General features: G+C 36.8%; 21 protein-coding genes. 6 read left to right on the top strand and 15 right to left on the bottom strand.

Features of this window, described 5'->3' with window-relative positions; genetic code table 11:
- Positions 1-103 precede the first annotated feature (103 nt).
- Both purL and AC5YC8_RS00310 read left to right on the top strand, forming a co-directional pair.
- The gene (purL, locus tag AC5YC8_RS00315) at positions 104-3,940 is read left to right on the top strand and encodes a phosphoribosylformylglycinamidine synthase (RefSeq protein WP_496163190.1); all 3,837 of its coding nucleotides are present in this window, start codon (positions 104-106) and stop codon (positions 3,938-3,940) included.
- 219 nt (positions 3,941-4,159) lie between these two features.
- Positions 4,160-4,288 carry a KGW motif small protein gene (locus AC5YC8_RS00310; RefSeq protein WP_496116688.1) on the top strand — a complete coding sequence of 43 codons (129 nt, stop codon included), beginning with the start codon at positions 4,160-4,162 and terminating at the stop codon, positions 4,286-4,288.
- A gap of 549 nt (positions 4,289-4,837) precedes the next feature.
- Here AC5YC8_RS00310 and AC5YC8_RS00305 read toward each other — a convergent pair.
- Positions 4,838-5,452, bottom strand: a complete 615-nt coding sequence (locus tag AC5YC8_RS00305; protein WP_496116689.1) for a MarC family protein — start codon at positions 5,450-5,452, stop codon at positions 4,838-4,840.
- Between the two features lie 304 nt (positions 5,453-5,756).
- Here AC5YC8_RS00305 and AC5YC8_RS00300 point away from each other — a divergent pair, with 304 nt between their 5' ends.
- The gene (locus AC5YC8_RS00300) at positions 5,757-6,068 is read left to right on the top strand and encodes an NGG1p interacting factor NIF3 (protein ID WP_496163189.1); all 312 of its coding nucleotides are present in this window, start codon (positions 5,757-5,759) and stop codon (positions 6,066-6,068) included.
- 21 nt (positions 6,069-6,089) lie between these two features.
- Here AC5YC8_RS00300 and AC5YC8_RS00295 read toward each other — a convergent pair whose 3' ends face one another.
- From AC5YC8_RS00295 to AC5YC8_RS00270, 6 genes are all read right to left on the bottom strand, one after another.
- Entirely contained in the window at positions 6,090-7,130 is a 1,041-nt protein-coding gene (locus AC5YC8_RS00295) for an AbrB family transcriptional regulator (protein ID WP_496163188.1), read from the bottom strand.
- 66 nt (positions 7,131-7,196) lie between these two features.
- A complete protein-coding gene (locus AC5YC8_RS00290; RefSeq protein WP_496163187.1) occupies positions 7,197-8,699 on the bottom strand; it encodes a tripartite tricarboxylate transporter permease in 1,503 nt (500 codons plus the stop codon).
- Positions 8,700-8,710: 11 nt separating this feature from the next.
- Complete coding sequence (locus tag AC5YC8_RS00285) at positions 8,711-9,163, bottom strand: tripartite tricarboxylate transporter TctB family protein (RefSeq protein WP_496163186.1); 453 nt, start codon at positions 9,161-9,163, stop codon at positions 8,711-8,713.
- A 78-nt stretch (positions 9,164-9,241) separates the two neighbouring features.
- Positions 9,242-10,240 (bottom strand): tripartite tricarboxylate transporter substrate binding protein, encoded by a 999-nt coding sequence (locus tag AC5YC8_RS00280; protein WP_496163185.1) that lies wholly within the window; start codon positions 10,238-10,240, stop codon positions 9,242-9,244.
- Between the two features lie 643 nt (positions 10,241-10,883).
- On the bottom strand, positions 10,884-11,636 hold the full coding sequence (locus AC5YC8_RS00275) for a nitroreductase family protein (RefSeq protein ID WP_496163184.1): 753 nt from the start codon (positions 11,634-11,636) through the stop codon (positions 10,884-10,886).
- A gap of 57 nt (positions 11,637-11,693) precedes the next feature.
- Positions 11,694-12,494, bottom strand: coding sequence for an enoyl-CoA hydratase (locus tag AC5YC8_RS00270; RefSeq protein ID WP_496163183.1), 801 nt, complete (start codon positions 12,492-12,494; stop codon positions 11,694-11,696).
- A gap of 100 nt (positions 12,495-12,594) precedes the next feature.
- Here AC5YC8_RS00270 and AC5YC8_RS00265 point away from each other — a divergent pair, with 100 nt between their 5' ends.
- A complete protein-coding gene (locus AC5YC8_RS00265; RefSeq protein ID WP_496163182.1) occupies positions 12,595-13,167 on the top strand; it encodes a nicotinate-nicotinamide nucleotide adenylyltransferase in 573 nt (190 codons plus the stop codon).
- Between the two features lie 26 nt (positions 13,168-13,193).
- Here AC5YC8_RS00265 and AC5YC8_RS00260 read toward each other — a convergent pair whose 3' ends face one another.
- Positions 13,194-14,105, bottom strand: coding sequence for a LysR family transcriptional regulator ArgP (locus tag AC5YC8_RS00260; RefSeq protein ID WP_496116698.1), 912 nt, complete (start codon positions 14,103-14,105; stop codon positions 13,194-13,196).
- Positions 14,106-14,212: 107 nt separating this feature from the next.
- Here AC5YC8_RS00260 and AC5YC8_RS00255 point away from each other — a divergent pair, with 107 nt between their 5' ends.
- A complete protein-coding gene (locus AC5YC8_RS00255) occupies positions 14,213-14,812 on the top strand; it encodes a LysE/ArgO family amino acid transporter (RefSeq protein WP_496163181.1) in 600 nt (199 codons plus the stop codon).
- 48 nt (positions 14,813-14,860) lie between these two features.
- Here AC5YC8_RS00255 and AC5YC8_RS00250 read toward each other — a convergent pair whose 3' ends face one another.
- The 5 genes from AC5YC8_RS00250 to dapD all read right to left on the bottom strand — a co-directional run bounded on the left by AC5YC8_RS00250 (position 14,861) and on the right by dapD (position 18,256).
- Positions 14,861-15,319, bottom strand: a complete 459-nt coding sequence (locus tag AC5YC8_RS00250; RefSeq protein ID WP_496116700.1) for a peroxiredoxin — start codon at positions 15,317-15,319, stop codon at positions 14,861-14,863.
- Between the two features lie 150 nt (positions 15,320-15,469).
- Positions 15,470-15,865 (bottom strand): hypothetical protein, encoded by a 396-nt coding sequence (locus tag AC5YC8_RS00245; RefSeq protein WP_496163180.1) that lies wholly within the window; start codon positions 15,863-15,865, stop codon positions 15,470-15,472.
- Positions 15,866-15,882: 17 nt separating this feature from the next.
- Positions 15,883-16,554 (bottom strand): 7-cyano-7-deazaguanine synthase QueC, encoded by a 672-nt coding sequence (gene queC / locus AC5YC8_RS00240; RefSeq protein ID WP_496116702.1) that lies wholly within the window; start codon positions 16,552-16,554, stop codon positions 15,883-15,885.
- A 56-nt stretch (positions 16,555-16,610) separates the two neighbouring features.
- Positions 16,611-17,321, bottom strand: coding sequence for a 7-carboxy-7-deazaguanine synthase QueE (gene queE, locus AC5YC8_RS00235; RefSeq protein WP_496163179.1), 711 nt, complete (start codon positions 17,319-17,321; stop codon positions 16,611-16,613).
- A 113-nt stretch (positions 17,322-17,434) separates the two neighbouring features.
- Entirely contained in the window at positions 17,435-18,256 is an 822-nt protein-coding gene (dapD, locus tag AC5YC8_RS00230; RefSeq protein ID WP_496116704.1) for a 2,3,4,5-tetrahydropyridine-2,6-dicarboxylate N-succinyltransferase, read from the bottom strand.
- A 305-nt stretch (positions 18,257-18,561) separates the two neighbouring features.
- Between dapD and carO the strand changes: the two genes are divergently transcribed.
- Positions 18,562-19,308 carry an ornithine uptake porin CarO gene (carO, locus tag AC5YC8_RS00225; protein ID WP_496163178.1) on the top strand — a complete coding sequence of 249 codons (747 nt, stop codon included), beginning with the start codon at positions 18,562-18,564 and terminating at the stop codon, positions 19,306-19,308.
- A gap of 76 nt (positions 19,309-19,384) precedes the next feature.
- Here the strand turns inward: carO and AC5YC8_RS00220 are convergent, their stop codons facing one another.
- Positions 19,385-20,308 carry a CysB family HTH-type transcriptional regulator gene (locus tag AC5YC8_RS00220; RefSeq protein ID WP_496116706.1) on the bottom strand — a complete coding sequence of 308 codons (924 nt, stop codon included), beginning with the start codon at positions 20,306-20,308 and terminating at the stop codon, positions 19,385-19,387.
- Between the two features lie 49 nt (positions 20,309-20,357).
- Complete coding sequence (locus AC5YC8_RS00215; protein ID WP_496163177.1) at positions 20,358-21,419, bottom strand: sulfate/molybdate ABC transporter ATP-binding protein; 1,062 nt, start codon at positions 21,417-21,419, stop codon at positions 20,358-20,360.

Genomic DNA, 21,419 nt, shown 5'->3' with positions numbered 1-21,419 from the left:
ATTTCCATCTAGCCGATTTATCCAATACACAGTAGAATATGCGCTCTCTTCAAGTCACATTGTGGCAAGGTTCAAAAGACCTGCCCGTGGAGCCAAAATCAGCATGTTTATCGTGGCCGGTGCACCAGCACACTCTTCTTTTAAGAAAACGCAACTATTAACACGTCTATCTTCAATTAGTTCTGTTCAATCTATAGAAAGCCAGTGGGTTTATCTATTTGACCAAGCGTTGAATGAGCAACAACAGCAATCTGCTTTACAGCTATTAAACGATGGTCAATCTTTTGAACTACGCCAAGCTACAAGTGATGAAGTTCAAATATTAGTCACACCACGTGTAGGTACAATTTCTCCGTGGTCATCTAAAGCAACGGATATCTTTGCCAATTGTAATACCCCTATACACCGCCTTGAACGCGGTGTTTTGTTTACTTTGAAGGGTCTAAAAGACATTTCTCAAGAAGTAATTTTGGCATTGCATGACCGCATGACAGAAAGTGTTTTCAATCAAATTGAAGATGCTGCTGCATTGTTTTTAGAAACTGAACCAAAGCCTTTAAATTCAATTGATATTTTAGGTCAAGGTAAAGATGCACTGGTTAAAGCAAACTCTGAATTTGGTTTTGCATTATCAGATGAAGAAATCGATTATTTAACAGACGCATTTATCAAAATGGGTCGTAACCCGCATGACATCGAATTAATGATGTTTGCGCAAGCGAACTCTGAGCACTGCCGTCACAAAATTTTTGGTTCTGAGTGGACAATTGATGGTGAAGTTCAACCATTGTCATTGTTCCAGATGATTAAAAATACTTATAAAGAATCTCCAACAGATGTATTGTCGGCATATAAAGACAACGCTTCTGTAATTGTGGGCTTCGATACTCAGCGTTTCTATCCAAAACAAGATGCTGAAACGGGTCATCATGTTTATAAGTATAAGAGCCAAGCTGCTCATATCTTAATGAAGGTAGAAACACATAACCATCCAACTGCGATTGCGCCATTTGCTGGTGCTGCAACAGGTTCAGGCGGTGAAATCCGTGATGAAGGTGCAACAGGTCGTGGTGGTAAGCCAAAAGCAGGTTTAACAGGCTTTACGGTTTCTAACTTAAATATTCCTGGTTTTGAACAACCTTGGGAAGAAAATTACGGCAAACCATCTCGTATGGCTTCTCCACTTCAGATCATGATTGATGGTCCTTTGGGTGGCGCTGCATTTAACAACGAATTTGGTCGTCCTGCGTTAAATGGTTATTTCCGTACTTTCGAACAAAATGTAAATGGCGATGTAAAAGGCTTCCATAAGCCAATTATGATTGCGGGTGGTTACGGTAACATCCGTCCTGACCATGTAGAAAAAGATGCAATTCAACCGGGCGATTTATTAATTGTTCTTGGTGGTCCTGCAATGCTGATTGGTTTAGGCGGTGGTGCAGCATCTTCTGTAGATAGCGGTAAATTGGGTGAAAACCTAGACTTTGCTTCTGTACAACGTGAAAACCCAGAAATGGAACGTCGTTGCCAAGAAGTTATTGATACTTGCTGGCGCATGGAAGATTACAACCCAATCGTATCTGTACATGATGTAGGTGCGGGCGGTGTTTCAAATGCAATGCCTGAATTGGTGAATGATCACGAATTAGGTGCGGTACTTGATTTACGTAAAATTCCATCGCTTGAAAAAGGCATGTCTCCAATGGAGATTTGGTCAAACGAAGCGCAAGAGCGTTATGTATTGGCTATTCGCCCAAGCTCTTTAGAATTGTTTGAATCTATTTGTGAACGTGAGCGTTGCCCGTTTGCAGTGCTGGGTGAAGCAACTGAAGCTCGTCATTTAACTGTTGAAGATCCATTGTTTGAAAACAAAGCTGTGGATATGCCAATGCAAGTGATGCTTGGTGGTACACCGCGCATGAGCCGTACTTTTGAGACAATTGAACGTAAAGGCGATGACTTTGAAGCTTCAAAAGTAACTGATCTTAAAGATGCGATTTACCGTGTTCTTAAAAACCCGACAGTTGCGTCTAAATCATTCTTAATCACCATTGGTGACCGCTCTATTACGGGTATGGTTGCACGTGATCAGTTTGTAGGTAAATGGCAAGTTCCTGTCGCGGACGCTGCGGTAACTACAACAAGCTTAGTGGGTTATACAGGTGAAGCAATGGCAATGGGCGAACGTCCACCCGTTGCACTTCTAAATCCTGCCGCATCGGCACGTTTATCTGTTGCCGAGTCAATCTCGAACATCATGTCTGCAAAAATTGACCAAATTAGCGACATTAAATTGTCTGCAAACTGGATGGCTGCGGCAGGTCAACAAGGTGAAGACCAAGCATTATTCGAAGGCGTAAAAGCTATTGGTATGGAAATGTGTCCTGCATTGGGTATCGCAATTCCTGTAGGTAAAGATTCTTTATCTATGCGTACCACTTGGAATGATGAAGGTGAAGATAAAGCTGTAACATCTCCAATGTCAGGCGTAATTACTGCATTTGCACCTGTAACAGATGTTCGTAAAACCTTAACACCTGAACTTAAAAACTTAGAATCTGTACTGGTTCGTATTGACTTGTCTAAAGGTCAATTCCGTTTAGGTGGTTCAATCTTAGCGCAAGTTTATAAAGCAATTGGTTCGGTAACTCCTGATGTAGACAGCTTCGATGACTTCAAAGCATTCTTTGCATTGGTTCAAGACTGGAACAACCGTGGCTTAATTCAGGCTTACCATGACATTGGTGATGGTGGTTTAGTTGCGACTGTTGCGGAAATGATGTTTGCTTCACGCTTAGGTGTGGCATTAGAAGATCAATCGGTTGCATCGTTATTTGCAGAAGAAATTGGTGCAGTGCTTCAAATCAGTAAGTCTGATTGGGCAGCATTAGAAGCCGAAGTTGCAGCATCTACATTGAAAGATGCAATAGCAGTAGTTGGTACTGTAAACAATACAGATACTTTAACTGTAAATGGTTTAAGCCTTGATCGTAGCGATCTTCAAGTGGCTTGGACTGAAGTGTCACACCAAATCCAACGTTTACGTGACAATGTAGAAACTGCAGATCAAGAATTTGCTTTAATTACAGACAAAGCACACCAAGGTTTAATTGCTAAACCTACGTTTGATTTGAATGAACCAATTGAAGCACCGTACATTGCGGAACGCCGTCCAAGCATGGTGATTTTACGTGAACAAGGTGTAAATGGTCATGTTGAAATGGCTGCTGCATTTGACAAAGTCGGTTTCAATACTGTCGATGTACACATGAGTGATTTACTTGCAGGTCGTGTAAGCCTAGATGATTTCGAAGGTTTAGTGGCATGTGGTGGCTTCTCTTACGGTGACGTACTTGGTGCAGGCGGTGGTTGGGCTAAATCGGTATTGTTCAATCCGAAGCTTCGTGACCAGTTCGAGAAATTCTTCAACCGTGATGAAACATTCTCTTTAGGTATTTGTAACGGCTGTCAAATGTTGTCACAACTTGCGCCATTAATTCCTGGCGCAGAAGCTTGGCCACGTTTCCATCGTAATACATCTGAAATGTTTGAAGCACGTGCTGTAAACGTACGTGTTGAAAAATCGAAGTCTTTATTGTTAGAAGGTATGGAAGGTTCGATTTTACCAATTGCGGTTGCACATGGTGAAGGTCGTGTTGTGGCGCCTGAATCTAATATTGCTGCGTTGAATGCGGGTGACCAAGTGATTTTACGTTATGTAGATAGCTATGGTAACCCAACGCAACATTACCCAATGAACCCGAATGGTTCGCCTGAAGCGATTTCAGGTGTTACGTCTACAGATGGTCGTGCAACAATTATGATGCCACACCCTGAACGTAATTTCCGTGCTATTCAGCATTCTTGGAAACCTGAAGATTGGGATCAAGATGGTGCATGGTTACGTATGTTCCGTAATGCACGTAAGTTCATTGGTTAATTTGAACTGCGTTTAGAAAAAGCCACCTTCGGGTGGCTTTTTTATTTTGTTGCAATTTAAAGATGATTTGTACATAAACTTGCTAGACTTGGTTCATATTTTGCATTTATATAAAGGTAATGATGTTTTTGTGTGTTTTATGCACAGAAAAATTACAACAATTAAGTAGTTGGATAACTCGATAATTTCAGTATCAACACTCAAGTATGAGGTGATGAAATGATTAATAGTGAAAAGCTCACGGATGATAAAGTTGAACTAAAGCAGAAAGGTTGGAAATTATTTGGTGCTGTTATTGTGGTTCAGGCTGTATTGCTGAGTGCAAGTTATGTGTTGAATAGTTTTTAAAAATAGAATAAAAAAACCACCGTAAGGTGGTTTTTTTATTGCTGGAAATATTTCTCTTACTTTTGAAAGGGCAATAGTAATAAAAAACTTTTATTAGAATGAAGAAGCATTTTTTCTTCACAGTCTAACGTGCGATATGAAGATTCTTATGAAAAGGCTAATGAATATCAGGAGGAAGAACGACAAGCTATTCAATTATTTAGAAATTTTTATGCTATTAGAAAAAAAGTACAATTAAAGAAAATTTGATTAAATTAAAATATTTAAGACTTATAAAAGTTATTTAATCTATCAATGAATGCTCCTTCTCCCTGTGGGAGAAGGTTGGGATGAGGGGAAACCTCTCCCTAACTCTCTCTTAAAAGGAGAGGGAATACCAATATTAATTTTTTATGTTTATTAATATTATAGTAATGAATTTAAATACTTAAACTCATTTACAGGTTTCCTGAAAAGAGCAACTTATCATCTTAGGGGTAGGGATGTGAAATAGAGAGGTAAAAAAAGCTTTAGTTATAACTAAAACTTTTAAAGTAAGGGTGAACACAATTAGCCTAAGTTAAAAGCGCCTGTAATACCTGCAATTAACATTTGCGTACCAATGACAGCCAAAATAAGCCCCATTAAACGCGTCACAATGTTTAAACCATTTTGACCAATTTTGGAAATAATTTGATTACAAAAAATAAAACAGAAGTAAGTGATGACACATAGAACAAAGAAAACAGCGATTGTTAATAAATCTGTTTCAATACCGCCAGAAGAATAGCTCATTGCTGTTGCGATCGTTCCAGGTCCCGCAAGTAAGGGTACGGCTAATGGAGAAATTGAAATATCATTATTGGTATCTGCATTACTTGAAGAGTGGATTGTAGATGCAGAACCTTGCAGCATGTGATAACCAATCATAAATACAAGAATACCGCCTGTAATACGTAGTGCAGGTAAGGTAATTCCAAATAAGGTAAAGATTTTTTGTCCAAGTAATGCAAACAATGAAATTAATATGAAAGTTAAAGTAAGTGCTTTTAGAGCAGTCGCTTTTTTCATTTCATTGCTCATACTGCCTGTTAAACCGGCAAATGCAGCAGTATTTGCAATTGGATTCATGATTGCAAAGAACGCCATAAAGACAGTCAGCATGTGTTCATAAAGCATATTCATTGGTGTTCCCTTGTTGTACTAGTGCAATTTAAATATCTGTTTTTATTAATTTAAGGAATAAAAAAGATGAATACAAGATTTATTAACAATCATCTATTTATTTTATAGTATTTAGGTCGGTTTTTATTTTTTATTGATTGAAATTTAAACCATTATGGAATTTAGTATTTTATATGTAGCTTGTGATTTAACGCTTAGGTTCAACTATACAAAGTGATATGACTGAAAGTTGGAATAAAAAATGATTATAGATCATGGGTAATATTTGTTAAATTGATAACAGTAATTATGGGGTAGTTGGCTAATGTTAAAGCTTATTTATTACGTTCCTGAGTCTCATCTTGAAACTACTAAACTTGCTATCTTTGAAGCGGGTGCAGGTGGTATAGGTCATTATGAACATTGTGCTTGGCAAGTGCTTGGTACAGGTCAATTTAAACCTGTAAAAGGCGCGAATCCATTTATTGGTGAACTTGAAACATTGGAACAGCTACCTGAATGGAGAGTCGAAACCATTGTGCCTGAAGAAAAAGCCAAAATTGTGGTAAATGCATTGAAAGCAAGTCATCCCTATGAAGAACCTGCTTTTGAGTTTTTACAAATTATTGATATTTAAATGTAAGACAGGGCTGAAAAATCATTTTTTGTCGGGATTAAGTTTTTTATCAATATAAAGATATAAAGGACCTACGGTGCTCATGACTCCAATCATTCGTACAACATGAAATGCCGTGACCATAGGAACACCTAAATGAAGTACTTTAGCGGTTAGGGTCATTTCAGCAACTCCACCAGGTGATAAACCCAATAAAATAGTGGGTATAGGAATATCAACAAAATAAACCAAGGCATAAGAACATAAAAATGCCATACCAATACTCAAGATATTTGCTCCTGCTACAACAGACATATATCTTGGTGCGGTTTTAAAGAAACTTTGACTAAACTTATTTCCTAAAGACCAACCTAAAAGCACCTGACTTAAATGCAAAATAGATGGTGGAATAGATGATAGTTGAATGCTGTTTGATGTTAGAAGAATAGCGACAAATAAAGGACCAAATGTCCAAGGATTAGGAAGTTTAAATTTTTTAAAAATAAAGCACCCTAATAAACATAAGACAAATAGCAAAATGAAATTTCCCCAATGAATAGGGATGCTTGAAATTAAAGATTGATCTGAGCCATGCCAACCCATTAAACGGTAAAAGAAGGGGATAAATACAACGACTAACAGAACACGTAAAGCATGTGCAGATGCTACTTTATCTACGCGAGCTTGATAATGTTCGGCTAAATTCGACATTTCATTTGCACCACCAACCGCAGAACCAAACCATGCTGTTTTAAAGTCGACATGTCCCCATTTAAAAACAATACATGCAGTTATTGCACCCATGATTAATGCAAAAGCTAATCCTACTAGTAAAATTGCCCAATGGCTGAGTACTGTTCGAATCATATCGGGGGTGAAATATAAACCTAGTGATAAGCCAATAATAAGCAGACCAATTTGACGTGCAGATTTATGACATTCGATAGGTGCATTGTTGATTTTTAAAAGAGCGGTTACAAATAAAGGACCAAGTAACCAAGGAATAGGCAAGTTGAGTTGCTGCGCTATAAATGCACCACAAAGGGCAAAGCAAAAACTGTAGAAATATTTGAAATAAAGCATACCGTTTTATACGTATCTTAAAGAGGAGTATCAACACACAATTTGTATGTTGCTACTCCTTATAAATTAAGCAGAAGTTGGATTGCGACGGTTACGGATATAACGGAATAATGGTAATACAACCATTAGCCCTGCAAGAATCCAAAGTACTTTAGTGATTGGACCATGAAATAAAATAGATAAATCACCATGAGAAATAGATAGTGCACGTCTTAAGCTAGATTCCATAAGCTCACCCAGTACATAACCTAAAATTAATGCGGAAAGTGGGAAATTCATTTTTCTTAATAAATAACCAAAAATGCCCAATACCACCATAAATACAAGATCAAATACGGTACTGTGAATTGCATATACACCAACAAAGCTTACTGTTGCAATTGCAGGAATAAGAATGTAATTCGGAATAGTGAGAAGCTTTGCAAAGAAGCCAACCATTGGAATATTCATGACCAATAGAATGACATTACCAATGAAAAGCGATGCAATTAAGCCCCAAACAATAGTCGGTTGTTCCGTAAAAAGTTGTGGTCCTGGTGTAATGTTGTAAAGGGTTAATGCACCAAGCATTACCGCCGTTGTACCTGAGCCAGGGACACCTAAAGTTAACATTGGAACAAAGGAACCACATGCAGAAGCGTTATTTGCTGCTTCTGGTGCTGCAATACCTCGTAAGTCACCTTCACCAAACTGATTGTTTTTTCCTGCAAGTTTGCGTTCACTGGTATATGCCATAGCACTTGCAATTGTTGCACCTGCACCAGGTAAAATACCCACAATGAAACCTAAAAATGAAGAACGAATAATAGCGCCCAAAGAGAATATAAACTCTTTAAAGTTGAAGAGGGTACGTTTGCCTTGGCTTAAGGCTTTTTGTCCAAGTGTGGTTTGTTCAAGCATAATGAGAATTTCGCTGATACTGAAAAAACCAATCACAATAGTTGTAAATTGAATACCATCACTTAGGTTTACAGAGTCAAAGGTAAAACGATAAACACCTGTGACTGCATCCACACCAACAGTGGCTAAACCAAGACCAATTAAAGCGGCTATGCCTGTTTTTACAGGTTGGTCGCTAATAAGACCACTTAAGCAGGTCAATGCAAAGACCATTAGAACAAAATATTCGGCAGGACCAAATACAATTGCCCATTTTGCTAAAAGTGGTGCAAATAGAACAATACCTAAGGTAGCAACCATACTTCCGATAAATGAACTAGCCGCAGATAAAGAGAGTGCAATTCCAGCTTTACCTTGTTTAGCAAGTGGATAACCATCTAAGGTAGACATAATGGCGGCAGCATCTCCAGGTACGTTAATGAGAATAGCTGAAATACGTCCACCATATTCACAACCTAAATACACGGCAGCAAGTAAAATTAGAGCACTTTCGGGTGGTAAACCTAATGCAAATGCAAAAGGTAAAAGTAGAGCAACACCGTTAATTGGTCCTAAACCTGGTAATAAACCGACAATGGTGCCAATGAAAGCACCAATTAAAGCAATTAATAAATTTTGTGGTTGTAAGGCAATTTCAAATCCGTGTGCAAGGTACGCTAAAGTATCCATTTATTGTTATCTCACTTGCTAAAGAAAAAGCCTAAAGGCAAAGGAACATCTAAACCATAGTCGAACATCAGGTAGCAAAACACGCTAAGTGAAATAGCACTAATGAGGGAAACTTTAATATTTCCACCAAATAAAATACTAAGGGCAAAACACATAATGGTAGTTGCTAGAATGAAACCTAGAAATTCGAAGGTAAATGCATAAATAAAAAAGAAGAGAAGTGTTAAGCACACTTTTTTTAATATAAGAGGATTTAAAAAACCGACATCAACTTTGTCTGAGAGTTTTTTAGGTCTAAAAACTAAATAAATACAACTAATAATCAGAAGTGAAAGTAGAAGTAGTGGGTAGGGTCTTGGTCCAAGCGGATCGTATGCAATTGGAGCCACAAAACCCCATGCAATAAAGAGTAATCCAAAGCATGCAATACCGATACTGCTTATAAAAATCCTTTCAAAAAGCATGATGATATTTCCTTTTAATAATAAGAATAAGCTCATTAAAGCTTGAGCTTATTCTTCCTTTTTTGTTTTTAATTCTGACTACTTACCAATTAGATCGTATTCTTTTGATAATTCACGAAGTTGATTCGTTTGCTTGTACACATATTGAGTTAACTCATCACCAGTCAAAGTTAAAGGCAATAAGTCATATTGTTGACGAATTTGTTCAAATTTTTCATTTTTTGCCATAGCATCGAATGAAGATTTCCACCAGTTATATGCTTCGTCACTGACTTTAGGCCCCATGTAATAACCGCGAATTACAGGCCATTCAATATCAAAACCTTGTTCTTTTGCTGTTGGTATAGATGCTAAATTGCCTGGTAAGCGGTCTTTTGAAAATACGGCTAATACACGCATTTTACCTGCTTTCATGTGTGGAACAATTTCAGCAACGCCTGCACTTACAACTTGAATATGATCACCAAGTACAGCTGTTACGGCCTCACCACCACCTTCAAGAGCAATGTAGGTCATATTTTTAGGGTCTATACCTGCAACTTTTGCGAGCATGGCAGTCTGCATCCAATCTTGACCACCAACACTACCACCCGCACCAAAGCTTACTGCTTGAGGATTCTTTTTCAATGCCTCAACAAGATCATTTAAATTTTTGTAAGGAGAGTCTGCTTTTACCGCAACCATACCGTAGTCTGTACCAATAACAGACAACCAGCGGACATCTTTTTCTGTATATTTACCGAACTTACCTTGAGCGATATTGAGTAAAGATCCTGTCGAAAAAGCGACAATAGCATTGTCATTTGCAGGGTCGTTGGCAATAATTTTGTTATATGCAACTGCACCAACACCACCTGGCATGTATGTTACTCGCATAGGAGCTTCAAGAATGTCAGTTGCTTTTAAACCATTTTGAGCGAGCTTACAGGTCAGATCAAAGCCACCACCTGGTTTAGCTGGGGCAATACATTCAGGTCGTTTAGGTTCACCAGATGTAATTTTTTCTTTATTACAGCCTGCAAGACTAAGTCCAATTGTCAGCACTGAGCCTGTAATGAATAGTGATTTTTTAATCATTATTTTGATACTCCTTTATTTTAATATTCCATTAATTATTGAACTGATTTATTAAAAAATCTACAAAATCAAATTCTAATAATGAATTTATATTTACATTAAATTCATAAAATTTGCACACTTATATTTATTATAAATTGTTAATATCATTGGTTTTATAGTGTAGTGATTCGTCTGAATTTTAGGAGTAATAAGGGTTCTAAGAAAAAATAGATAAATATTGGAATAAAAATATTTGCTCTGTTTTTGATCAAATAAGTTTTTGTATCTTGTATAAAATTCTAAATAATAAAAATTCCACATCATTTATTTTGAAATAGGTAAATGTTTGAAACGTGATAAAGGTTGTAAGTATGTTTAAAAATAGTACTGAGAACCTCATAATTTCCCACCTAAATTTTATAATGATTATTTGCAAACTCAAGGGAAAGGTAAAAGCTCAATGATTATTGGATAGTTTTCTACAGTAGCTTTTAATGTTTATAGCATGCAAAACCCAAAATATTGATTATGAGGTCGTGATGCCAATACAGGTACATTCATTTTATGAGTGAAAAGTTTGTCTTATGACTCACAAAAATAAACGCTTTTAAATAAATGAACCTAAATAAAAAGACCTATATTTAATATAGGTCTTTTTATTTTAAACTTTTTGAATAAATAGATTTCGATCAAAACGATACTGTGGGAAGAACACACCATCTTCAGCACGTTCACCTGCACCAATGACCATTACTGGGTACTGCTGATGGTTAAGTTTTAAAATTTTAGCGACTAAAGGCTCATCGAATCCTTCCATCATACAACTATCAAAGCCATAAGCACGAAGAGCTAATACAAGATTTTCACAAGCAAGTGCTGTAGTTTTTGTTGCCCAAAGTTTTGCATCATCTGTGCTGAATGCTGTAACTGGAAGTTGCTTATCTAGTGTACGTGCAACTTTGAAAGCTACTTTCTTAAAGTTACCTAGTGAATTAAAGTAACCTGTCTTATAGTTGTATGGAATGAACTTGTAATATTTTTGAACCATAGCAGGAACTTTCGGAAGTGGAAATTCCTTGATATTACGTTTTGCCATTTCATCAATTCGGTCTGTACGTGCTACGCATACAATGAGCTCGGAAGCAGTTTTTGCTGCTAATTGACCTAAACAAGCTTTGATGAGTTGTTTTTTCTTCTCAGGATTTTGAACAACATAGAATGTCCAAGGCTGTAAATTTGAAGAATTAGGTGCAAGTAAGGCTAAATCTAAACAGGCATCAAGCACATCTTCAGGAATAGCTTTTTCGGTAAATTTACGTACAGAACGACGGCTTTCAATAACTTTACGGAAGTTATTAATATCAATATCTTGAGGAGCAGGCTCGTAATAACGCTTTTTTTCAGAAGTGGTCATGTTTATTCTTCATAAGATGATGCACTTTAAATGAAAGTAAAAAGTGCATCATGGACTTTAGTTGAACTGTGTAAAATCGGGTTTACGTTTTTGCATAAATGCAGAAAGCGCCTCTTTCATTTCAGGTGAAGCAACACGCTTCATAAAGATTTCAGCTTCATGGTCAATACATTCTACAATTTCTGTTAAATTGTGCTTCATGAGTGCTTTCGTTTGACGTAAAGATGCTAAAGGTAAAGCCGCTAAATGCTGTGCTTGTTTTAAAGCAGTTGCATAAACATCATCTTCAATACTATTTACAATACCAGCACTTAAAGCTTTTTCGCTATTAAATTTTTGAGCAGTAAATAATAGTTCAGCAGCTTTATGATAACCCGCTTGTTGAATGAGCAATTTACTTGAAGCACCTTCAGGCGATAAGCCTAAGCTTACAAATGGAATTTGGAATAGGGCAGTGTTGTCACTATAAACAAGGTCTGCATGTAACAAAATAGTGACACCAATACCAATGGCAACACCACGAACTGCAGAAATTAACGGTTTAGAAAAACGAGCAGCTGATTTTAATACCACAAATGGAGGCGCATCATCTGCTTTAGTTTGTAGTGGTGTTTGAATAAACTTCATGAAATCTTGCATGTCATTACCCGCACTAAAGTCGGCATCTTGACCACGTAAAATCACAACACGAACACTGTTATCTAAATCTGCTTGATCTAAAGCTTCAGCAATTTTTAAATAGAGTTCACCATAAATTGCATTTTTTGCTTCAGGGCGATTGATTGCTAAAGTTAATACGCCATTTTCTAAAGATGCGTTTAAATGTTGATGAGGTTGTTGAATACAACTGAGTGTCATCGTACTATCCTTGCTTTAAACTTAATTTATTCTATGGTTCATTATGTCGCATATTTTTAATATGGACACAACTCATGAGTCATAAAAAGTCAGATCGGTTATGAATTATAAATTTGATTATCTCGTTTTTATTGGTCGTCTGCAGCCATTTCATTTGGCACACATGAAAACCATTCAAATTGCTTTAGAGCAAAGTCAGTTTGTGGTTTTAGCATTAGGTTCGGCGCAACTTGAACGTAATATCAAAAATCCATTTTTAGCGACAGAACGTGAAAAAATGGTGCTCTCTAATTTTTCAGAAGATGATCAAAAACGGATTAAGTTTGTTCATGTTATTGATGTGTATAACGATGAAAAATGGCAGAAACTTGTTAAATCTTTAGTCGCTGACGTTGTTGTACCTGAGGCTAAAATTGGTTTAATTGGACATTTCAAAGATGATTCATCTTACTATTTAAAATTTTTTCCTGAATGGGAAATGGTGGAGCTTGAAAGCCTTGAAGGCTCAATGTCTGCAACACCTATGCGTGAAGCATATTATGATGGTCATATTTTACGTGAAGCTTTTCCTGAAGGCTCAATCCAATTTCTAGAAAAATTCCAAAATACTGAAATTTATAAAAAACTACAGCAGAAATTTAAAGATCAAGATAAAACAAATATTGATCTTTAAGCATTTTCTTACTTATGTAGCCATCTTTAAGATGGCTCTTTTGTATTTTGAATAAATAGCTTATTTGTATGCTCAAGGATGATGGTTGTTAAGGTTTTTAAGGCATCGGACTGTTGTTTCCAGTGATGCCAATATAATTGAACATCAGTTTCTGCTTCAGGAATAAGAGGAATTAATTGACCATTTTTTAGTTCTTTACGAATTTGCATTTCGGGTACCATGCCATAGCCTAAACCTAGAATAATTGCATCAGCAAAAGCCGATGAAGATGGAACAAAGTAATAGGGGTAACTTTGCATATTTAATCCAAATAACTTCAAAATACAATCTGAATGAAGTTGATCTTTGTCTCCAAAAATAACCGCAGGAGCACGTCGAATACTTTCACGGTTAACACCATGTTGAAACCACGTATTTTTAAATTCAGGTGTCGCAACCATCAAATAACGCATTGCCCCTAGGTGATGTGTGACACAACCTTTCACGTGTAATTGTTCAGAACTAATACAGGCATTCACAATACCAGCTTCCATCAGCTGATGCGTTTGGGATTGATCATCAATACTTAATTGAAGTGCAATGCGTTCATGAATAAGCGTGGGTTGAAGCGTAGGGAGTAACCACGTTTCAAGTGAATCTGCATTAGTCGCAATGTTTAATTTAAAAAAGGAAGATGTATCCGATTTTCCTTTGAGTTGTTGTAATAAATTTTGTTCCATTAAGCGTTGATGTTGCAAATGTTCCAAAAGTAATTGACCTGTTGATGTCACACGACAAGGGCGTTCACGCACAATGAGTGTATTACCTAAATCTTTTTCTAAACTTTGCACACGAAGTGTGACCGCAGAAGCAGTAATGTGTAAGCGAATTGCAGCTTGCTCAAAACTTCCTGTTTCTGCTACAGCAAGAAAGGCTTCGCAAGCTTTATGTGGAAGCATAGTTAATCCTAAAAAAAATTTAGTTATATTGATATTTTCTCAATAATACTTAATTTTTAAAAATTTACGACATAATTCCCCGCATATTTAAATGACGGTGATTTGAAATGCTACATACGGTACTTCAAGGCTTTTTAGTGAGTATTGGGCTGATTGTTGCAATTGGAGCACAGAATGCTTTTGTATTGAAACAAGGTTTAAAACAAGAACATATTTTTTGGATTTGCTTGATTTGTGCAATATCCGATGCCATTTTAATTTTTGCAGGTGTATTTGGTTTTGGTCATATTGTACAAAGTCATACAGCTTGGGTGGATGTTGCTAAATATTTAGGTGCGATGTTTTTATTTTTATATGGCTTACAGCATTTTTATCAAGCTTGGACAAAAAAACAAAGCTTAGAGGCAAATGGCAAAGATGAAGCAAACTTGGTTAAAGTTTTACTGATTTGTTTAGCATTTACGTGGCTAAATCCACATGTATATTTAGATACAGTCATTTTAATAGGCGCAATTTCTACGCAAATTTCAGGGGATAAAGTTCATTTTGCGATAGGTGCAAGTTTAGCGTCTTTCATCTTCTTTTTTAGCTTGGGTTATGGTGCGAAATATTTACAACCATTGTTTAAAGATTATAGGGCTTGGAAGGTTTTAGATGTGGGTATTGGTTTCTTGATGTGGGGAATTGCGTATTCGTTAATTGCATAAAAAAGCAGGATGCTTTTAGGTATCCTGCTTTTAAACTTAACGATTTAATTAACCCTGAAGCGCTTTTAAATCTTCTAAAACTTGTTCAGCATGACCAGCTGCTTTTACTTTACGGTATTCCTTAACTAATTTACCATTATGGAAAATGAACGTAGAGCGTTCAATGCCCATTACTTTTTTACCGTACATATTTTTTTCTTTAATCACATCAAAATGCTGGCAAAGCACTTCTTCTTTATCACTAATTAAATCAATTGTTAGGTTTTGCTTTTCTGTGAAGTTTTGATGCGCTTTTACAGAATCACGAGAAACACCAAAAATAGTGGTGTTTAAAGTATCAAATTGATCTTTTAAACAAGAAAAGCCAACCGCTTGAGTTGTACAACCTGGTGTTGAATCTTTAGGGTAGAAATAAACAATTAACCATTCTGTAGGAACTTCAGTTAAATTAATTTCACCTGACGTGGTCGGGAAAACTTGGTTGAGTAAACTTAATTCAGTAGACATATTAAAACTCTAAAAATTCTCAATTATGTAGATGATCATACTCAATGCGAGGAAAAATAGATAAGACTTTTCAATGATTTTTTGTTTTTTTAAGCCATGTGTTTATTCAATAAAAAAGCCACATGACGTGGCTTTTTTAACTTCAATAAATTACTTTTGTAATTTAGATAATTTTGCTTCTAAAGCATTACCTAAACATGCTTTCACTTTAGGTTGCTCTGATTTTGCGAAACCTTGCATTGCAGTTGCAAAGCGTTTTTGGTCTTTCGCATTTTGAGCGCCTTGAAGTTCCCATTGAAGAGACTGTGGCATACGACCTTGAGATTCAACATTACATTTACAAAGTTTACTTACTTCATCTTTAGTAATTGCTTTTAAAGCACCAGCTTTAGTTTGCTCATCAACACAAACATTAATTAAACTTTGTTTAACATTATTACTTTTATAAGCTGCAGCCATTTTAGATTGATCGGCAGCAGCGAAAGATGCTACTGAAAAAAGAGTAGTCACAGCAGCTAGACTTGCAATAATAATTTTAGATTTCATTAGGTCAAAATACCCCTTTATACTGGAATGTAGCGTGTTGGATCTTCGACACCTGCTTCTACGAAACCTTGTTTACGTAAACGACAGCTATCACAAACACCACAAGCACGTCCTTGGTCATCTGCTTGGTAGCAAGACACGGTCTGACTATAGTCTACGCCATGCTCGAGACCTAAGCGAATAATATTTGCTTTAGATAATAGTAAAAGTGGAGTTTCAAATTTTAAAGGTTTACCTTCCACACCAACTTTTGTAGCAAGGCGAGCCATGTTGGCAAATGCTTCAATAAATTCAGGTCGGCAATCAGGATAACCTGAATAATCTACTGCATTAATACCAATTACAATCGCTTCAGCACCAAAAACCTCAGCTGCAGCCAAAGCATAAGACAGGAAGATGGTATTACGTGCAGGTACATAAGTAACAGGAATACCTTCTTGTTCTTGCTCAGGAACTTCAATATTGTGATCTGTTAATGCAGAACCACCTAAATTACCTAAGTCGATATTAATAATGCGATGTTCTACACCTGAACGCTTAGCGAGTTCTTGTGCAGCAACTAACTCAGTCGTTGAACGTTGACCATACATAAAGCTTAGTGCTGTACATTCATAGCGAGCTTGAGCCCAAGCTAAACATGTAGTTGAATCTAAACCGCCAGACAACAATACAATCGCACGAGGGCGCATATTAAATCTCCAAAAATATAGAATAAATACTGAGATGCAGTTATAACAGCATCAAATTAACGACCAGTTTCATCATTCCAAAGCAACTTGTGTAATTGCAATTGGAAACGAACAGGGAGATGGTCGTCTAAAATCCATTGCGCTAAATCACGCGCAAGTTGAGGTAAACGAACTGCACCTTTTTCAACTGCAAATGCAGGCGAAAACCAAACAGTGCTTACTTTTTCATTCAGTTTGTATTGCTCAACTTGTTGTTTAGACCATTCATAATCTTCACGGTTACAAATCACAAATTTGATTTGGTCGTGTGCTGTTAAGTGGTCAAGATTTGAAAGCAAATTCCGTGCAACTTCACCTGAAGTTGGTGTTTTTAAATCTAAAACTTTTGAAACACGAGGGTCTACTTTAGAAACATCTAAAGCACCGCTTGTTTCCAAAGAAACTTCACAACCTAAATCTGCCAAACGCTGCATAAGAGGTAATGCATTGGGTTGAGCGAGTGGTTCACCACCCGTGACACAAATATAAGGTGTTTTAAAATCTAGTGTTGTTTGAATAATGTCATCTAATGATTGGCGTTCACCACCTTCAAAAGAATAAGTTGTATCGCAATATGTACAGCGTAAAGGGCAACCCGTTAAGCGGATAAAAACCGTAGGCAAGCCAGCTGCATTTGCTTCACCTTGCAATGAATAAAAAATCTCCGTAATACGTAAACCCGCAGACGGATCAGAAACAGGAATAGCGGAAGATCGGAGATTATTCATAACAAAATTAACCAAGGAAGATAGAACACTATAAAAATAAAAATCTCTACGATCATGGCTGACCGTAGAGACAAGGAACAATTAAAGTTCCGTAATCTATTTAATGAAGAAGATTAATCTTCACGTAATAAATCGTTCAAGCTTGTTTTTGCGCGAGTTTTCGCATCAACTTTTTTCACGATAATTGCAGCGTAAAGGCTGTAAGTACCGCATTTAGAAGGCAAGCTACCTGCAACAACTACAGAACCTGCTGGTACACGGCCGTAATGGATTTCGCCAGTTGCGCGGTCATAAATTTTAGTCGATTGACCAATAAATACGCCCATTGAAATTACAGAACCTTCTTCAACGATTACGCCTTCAACGATTTCAGAACGTGCACCGATGAAACAGTTATCTTCAATGATCGTTGGGTTTGCTTGAAGTGGCTCAAGAACACCACCAATACCAACACCACCAGACAAGTGAACATTTTTACCAATTTGAGCACATGAACCAACAGTTGCCCATGTATCTACCATTGTACCTTCATCTACGTAAGCACCAATGTTTACGTAAGAAGGCATTAAAATTACGCCTTTTGCTTGGAAAGAACCTTTACGAGCAACAGCAGGAGGTACTACACGTACACCAGCAGCTTTAAATTGCTCTTCAGTCCAGCCATTGAATTTAGTATCAACTTTGTCATAGAAGCGAAGATCACAAGCTTCCATTGGTTTGTTGTCATTCAATTTGAAAGATAACAATACCGCTTTTTTAATCCATTGATGAACAACCCATTCACCATCGATTTTTTCAGCTACACGTAATGAGCCGTTATCTAAGCCAGCAATAACTTCTTCTACTGCTGAGCGAATTTCAGTAGAGCAATCCGCTGCTGTGAAATTAGCACGGTCTTCAAACGCTTGTTCAATGATTGTTGAAAGCTGAGACATGATCTTCCTTCCAGAAAAAAATTTTTAACGATTTTACACTATATTGACTAAAAAAATGACTTAAAACCGAGTTTGCAATGAATTTATTCTTAAATATTTTGATTTTTTTAATCTTTTATAACTGAATGTGATCATATATTCTATCTTCCTTCATAATTGTACTAAATTTTATGAAAATGACGTAAAACAAAACAAAAATAAGCAAAACACGCTCAAAAAATTAGCGACTTTCAAACTATAGTGAATTCGTTGGTTATTTATACGATTCATGGCTTAAGGCAATGTCGCACTTAATGGAGTATGAAATGAAATATTTAAAAACAGCCTTAGTTGCATCTGTTTTAACAACAGCGACAGGTACGGTAATGGCTGAAGATGCTGTTATTAAAGATGGTTATATTTTTGAACAAAATCGATTAATCCCCACAGGTGTGCGTGCTGAAGTTGGTACAACGGGATACGGTGGTGCAATTCAATGGACTGCAAGTCCTTATGTCGGTTTATCGCTAGGTTATAATGGCGGTGATTTGTCATGGTCTGATGATATTAAAATTAATGGCTCTAAATATGATGTTGATATAAACAATAAAAATATCTATTTAAATGCGGAAATTCACCCTTGGGGTACAAGCGAAAATCGTTGGGCACAAGGACTATATGTTGCAGCAGGTGCAGCATATTTAAAAAATGATTATGACTTAGACCGCCGTGTAGATGGAGCACGTGGCTTTACAGTAAATAATACCGACTTTTTAGCAGGTGCTGAAGGTGTTCATATTAATGGTAAAATGAAATATGACAATGCACTTGCACCATATTTAGGTTTGGGTATTGCACCTAAGTTTGGCAAAAATTGGGGGGTATTTGGTGAAATTGGTGCTTACTACACAGGTAATCCTACTGTAACTTTACAAACTGTTTCAGGTTCGGCAACCAATAATGCAGGAACAAATTTAGATGTAGAGTTGGCAAAGGAAGCACATAAACTTGAAAATGACAATAAATATGCTTGGTTACCCGTTGGTAAAGTAGGTGTGAATTTCTACTGGTAATTTTATTTAACGTCTGAATTAAAAAAGAGGCTATTAATAGCCTCTTTTTTAATGTCTTAAATTTTAAGGATTAAAATTATTCTTCAGGATAAGCCATTTTCTTTAAGGCTTTAATATCTGTTTCTGGGGAGCATAAAGATACAAATTCGTAGCCATATCCACGAAGTAAATGTCCTTTACGAACGGCAATCCATGTCGTATTTATACCAAAAATATCTGTTGGAATTTGCTTTAAACGATGGTCACGTTCAGCATCATACGCAACGTCATTTACAATACCCACGCCCATTCCAAGCTCAACATAAGTCTTAATGACATCGGCATCTAGTGCTGACATTACAATGTCAAAATCTGCACCAGATTCTTCAAATGCTTTATCAATTTTAGAACGACCCGTGAAACCACCGTGGTAGGTAATAATTGGGTATTCTGCTAAATCTGGAATGGTAATATTACTTTTACTTGCAAGCGGATGATTTTGTGGCGTAATAATACTATGTTGCCAATTGTAGAATGGCACACTTGCAAGGTTGCTTTCAGTTGTTAAAGACTCTGTTGCAATACCAATATCAGCTTCGCCTTGGAGCAACATTTCTGTAATTTCAACAGGGCTTGCTTGTTGTAAAATCAAGTGAACTTTAGGGAACTCTTTTTTGAATTTATTTACAATAGGCGGTAACACATAGCGTGCTTGTGTATGCGTGGTCGCAATGGTCAGCGTACCTTCATCGACTCTATTGAAATCATCTGCAAGACGTTTAATGTTATCTGCATCTACCAACATTCGTTCTACGATACCAAGTAAAGATTGACCAGGTTCTGTTAAGCCAAGTAAGCGTTTACCTTTACGAATAAAAAGTTGTACGCCTAATTCATCTTCTAAATCTTTAATGTGTTTACTTACACCAGATTGTGAAGTGTATAAAGCTGCAGAAGCCTCTGTAAGATTATAATTTTGTCTTACGGTTTCTCGTATGATTCGTAGTTGTTGGAAATTCATTATCTTTGTTCCCTTTTGGTGAGTGGGGAATTAACCCCACTCTAAAGTCTTAAGCGACTTGATTTTCAAATAAATGCAATGCCGTTGCACTTAACCAAACTGTTTGGTCAGGACGGAATTGGTGTAATTTTGCTTCATCAGACGTTAAGGTAATTTCAATTAAGTTGCCCTGACGATCTTGTAATTCTGCAATAACTTTACCTGCAATCCATACTTCACGTAAGAAAGTTGCTTGAATTGCATTGTTTTGCGGTTGAGCATGAATATGTAGCTCATCTGGACGAGCAAATGCAATTACACTGCCTTGTGGAGCATTTTGTAAACTTGCAAGTTGAACTCGATCTTCTCCAATTTGAATCACACCATTTTGATTGTGTCCTTCAAAACGGTTTGCTTGACCTAAAAAGTCGAATACAAATGGTGTTGCTGGTCTTTCGTAAACTTCACGAGGTGAACCAATTTGTTCAACATTACCTTTATTCATCACAATAATTTGGTCTGCCACTTCAAGCGCTTCTTCTTGGTCGTGCGTTACAAAAATAGAGGTAATGTGAAGCTCATCATGTAATGTACGTAACCAACGACGCAATTCTTTACGTACTTTTGCATCTAGTGCACCAAATGGTTCATCTAGTAAAAGTACACGTGGTTCAACAGCTAAAGCACGAGCAAGTGCAATACGTTGACGCTGACCACCTGAAAGTTGAGCAGGGTAACGGTCTGCTAAGAAACCAAGTTGGACTAAATCTAGAAGACGAGTAACACGCTTTTTAATTTCAGCTTCAGATGGGCGTGTTGCACGTGGACGTACACGTAAACCAAATGCAATGTTGTCAAATACAGTCATGTGGCGGAACAAAGCATAATGCTGGAATACAAAACCAACTTCACGTTCACGTACATGAACATTGGTTGCATCTTCACCTTCTAGAATAACTTGACCACCATCTGCAGATTCTAAGCCTGCAATAATACGAAGTAATGTTGTTTTACCACAGCCAGATGGACCAAGTAGGGCAACCAATTGACCATCTGGGAAATCTAAAGAGATGTTGTTAAGTGCATGGAATGCACCAAAGTGTTTTTCAATATTTTTAACTTGAATACTCAT

Source organism: Acinetobacter sp. FY731, assembly GCF_059515905.1.
This window is presented reverse-complemented; position numbering and strand designations above follow the sequence as displayed.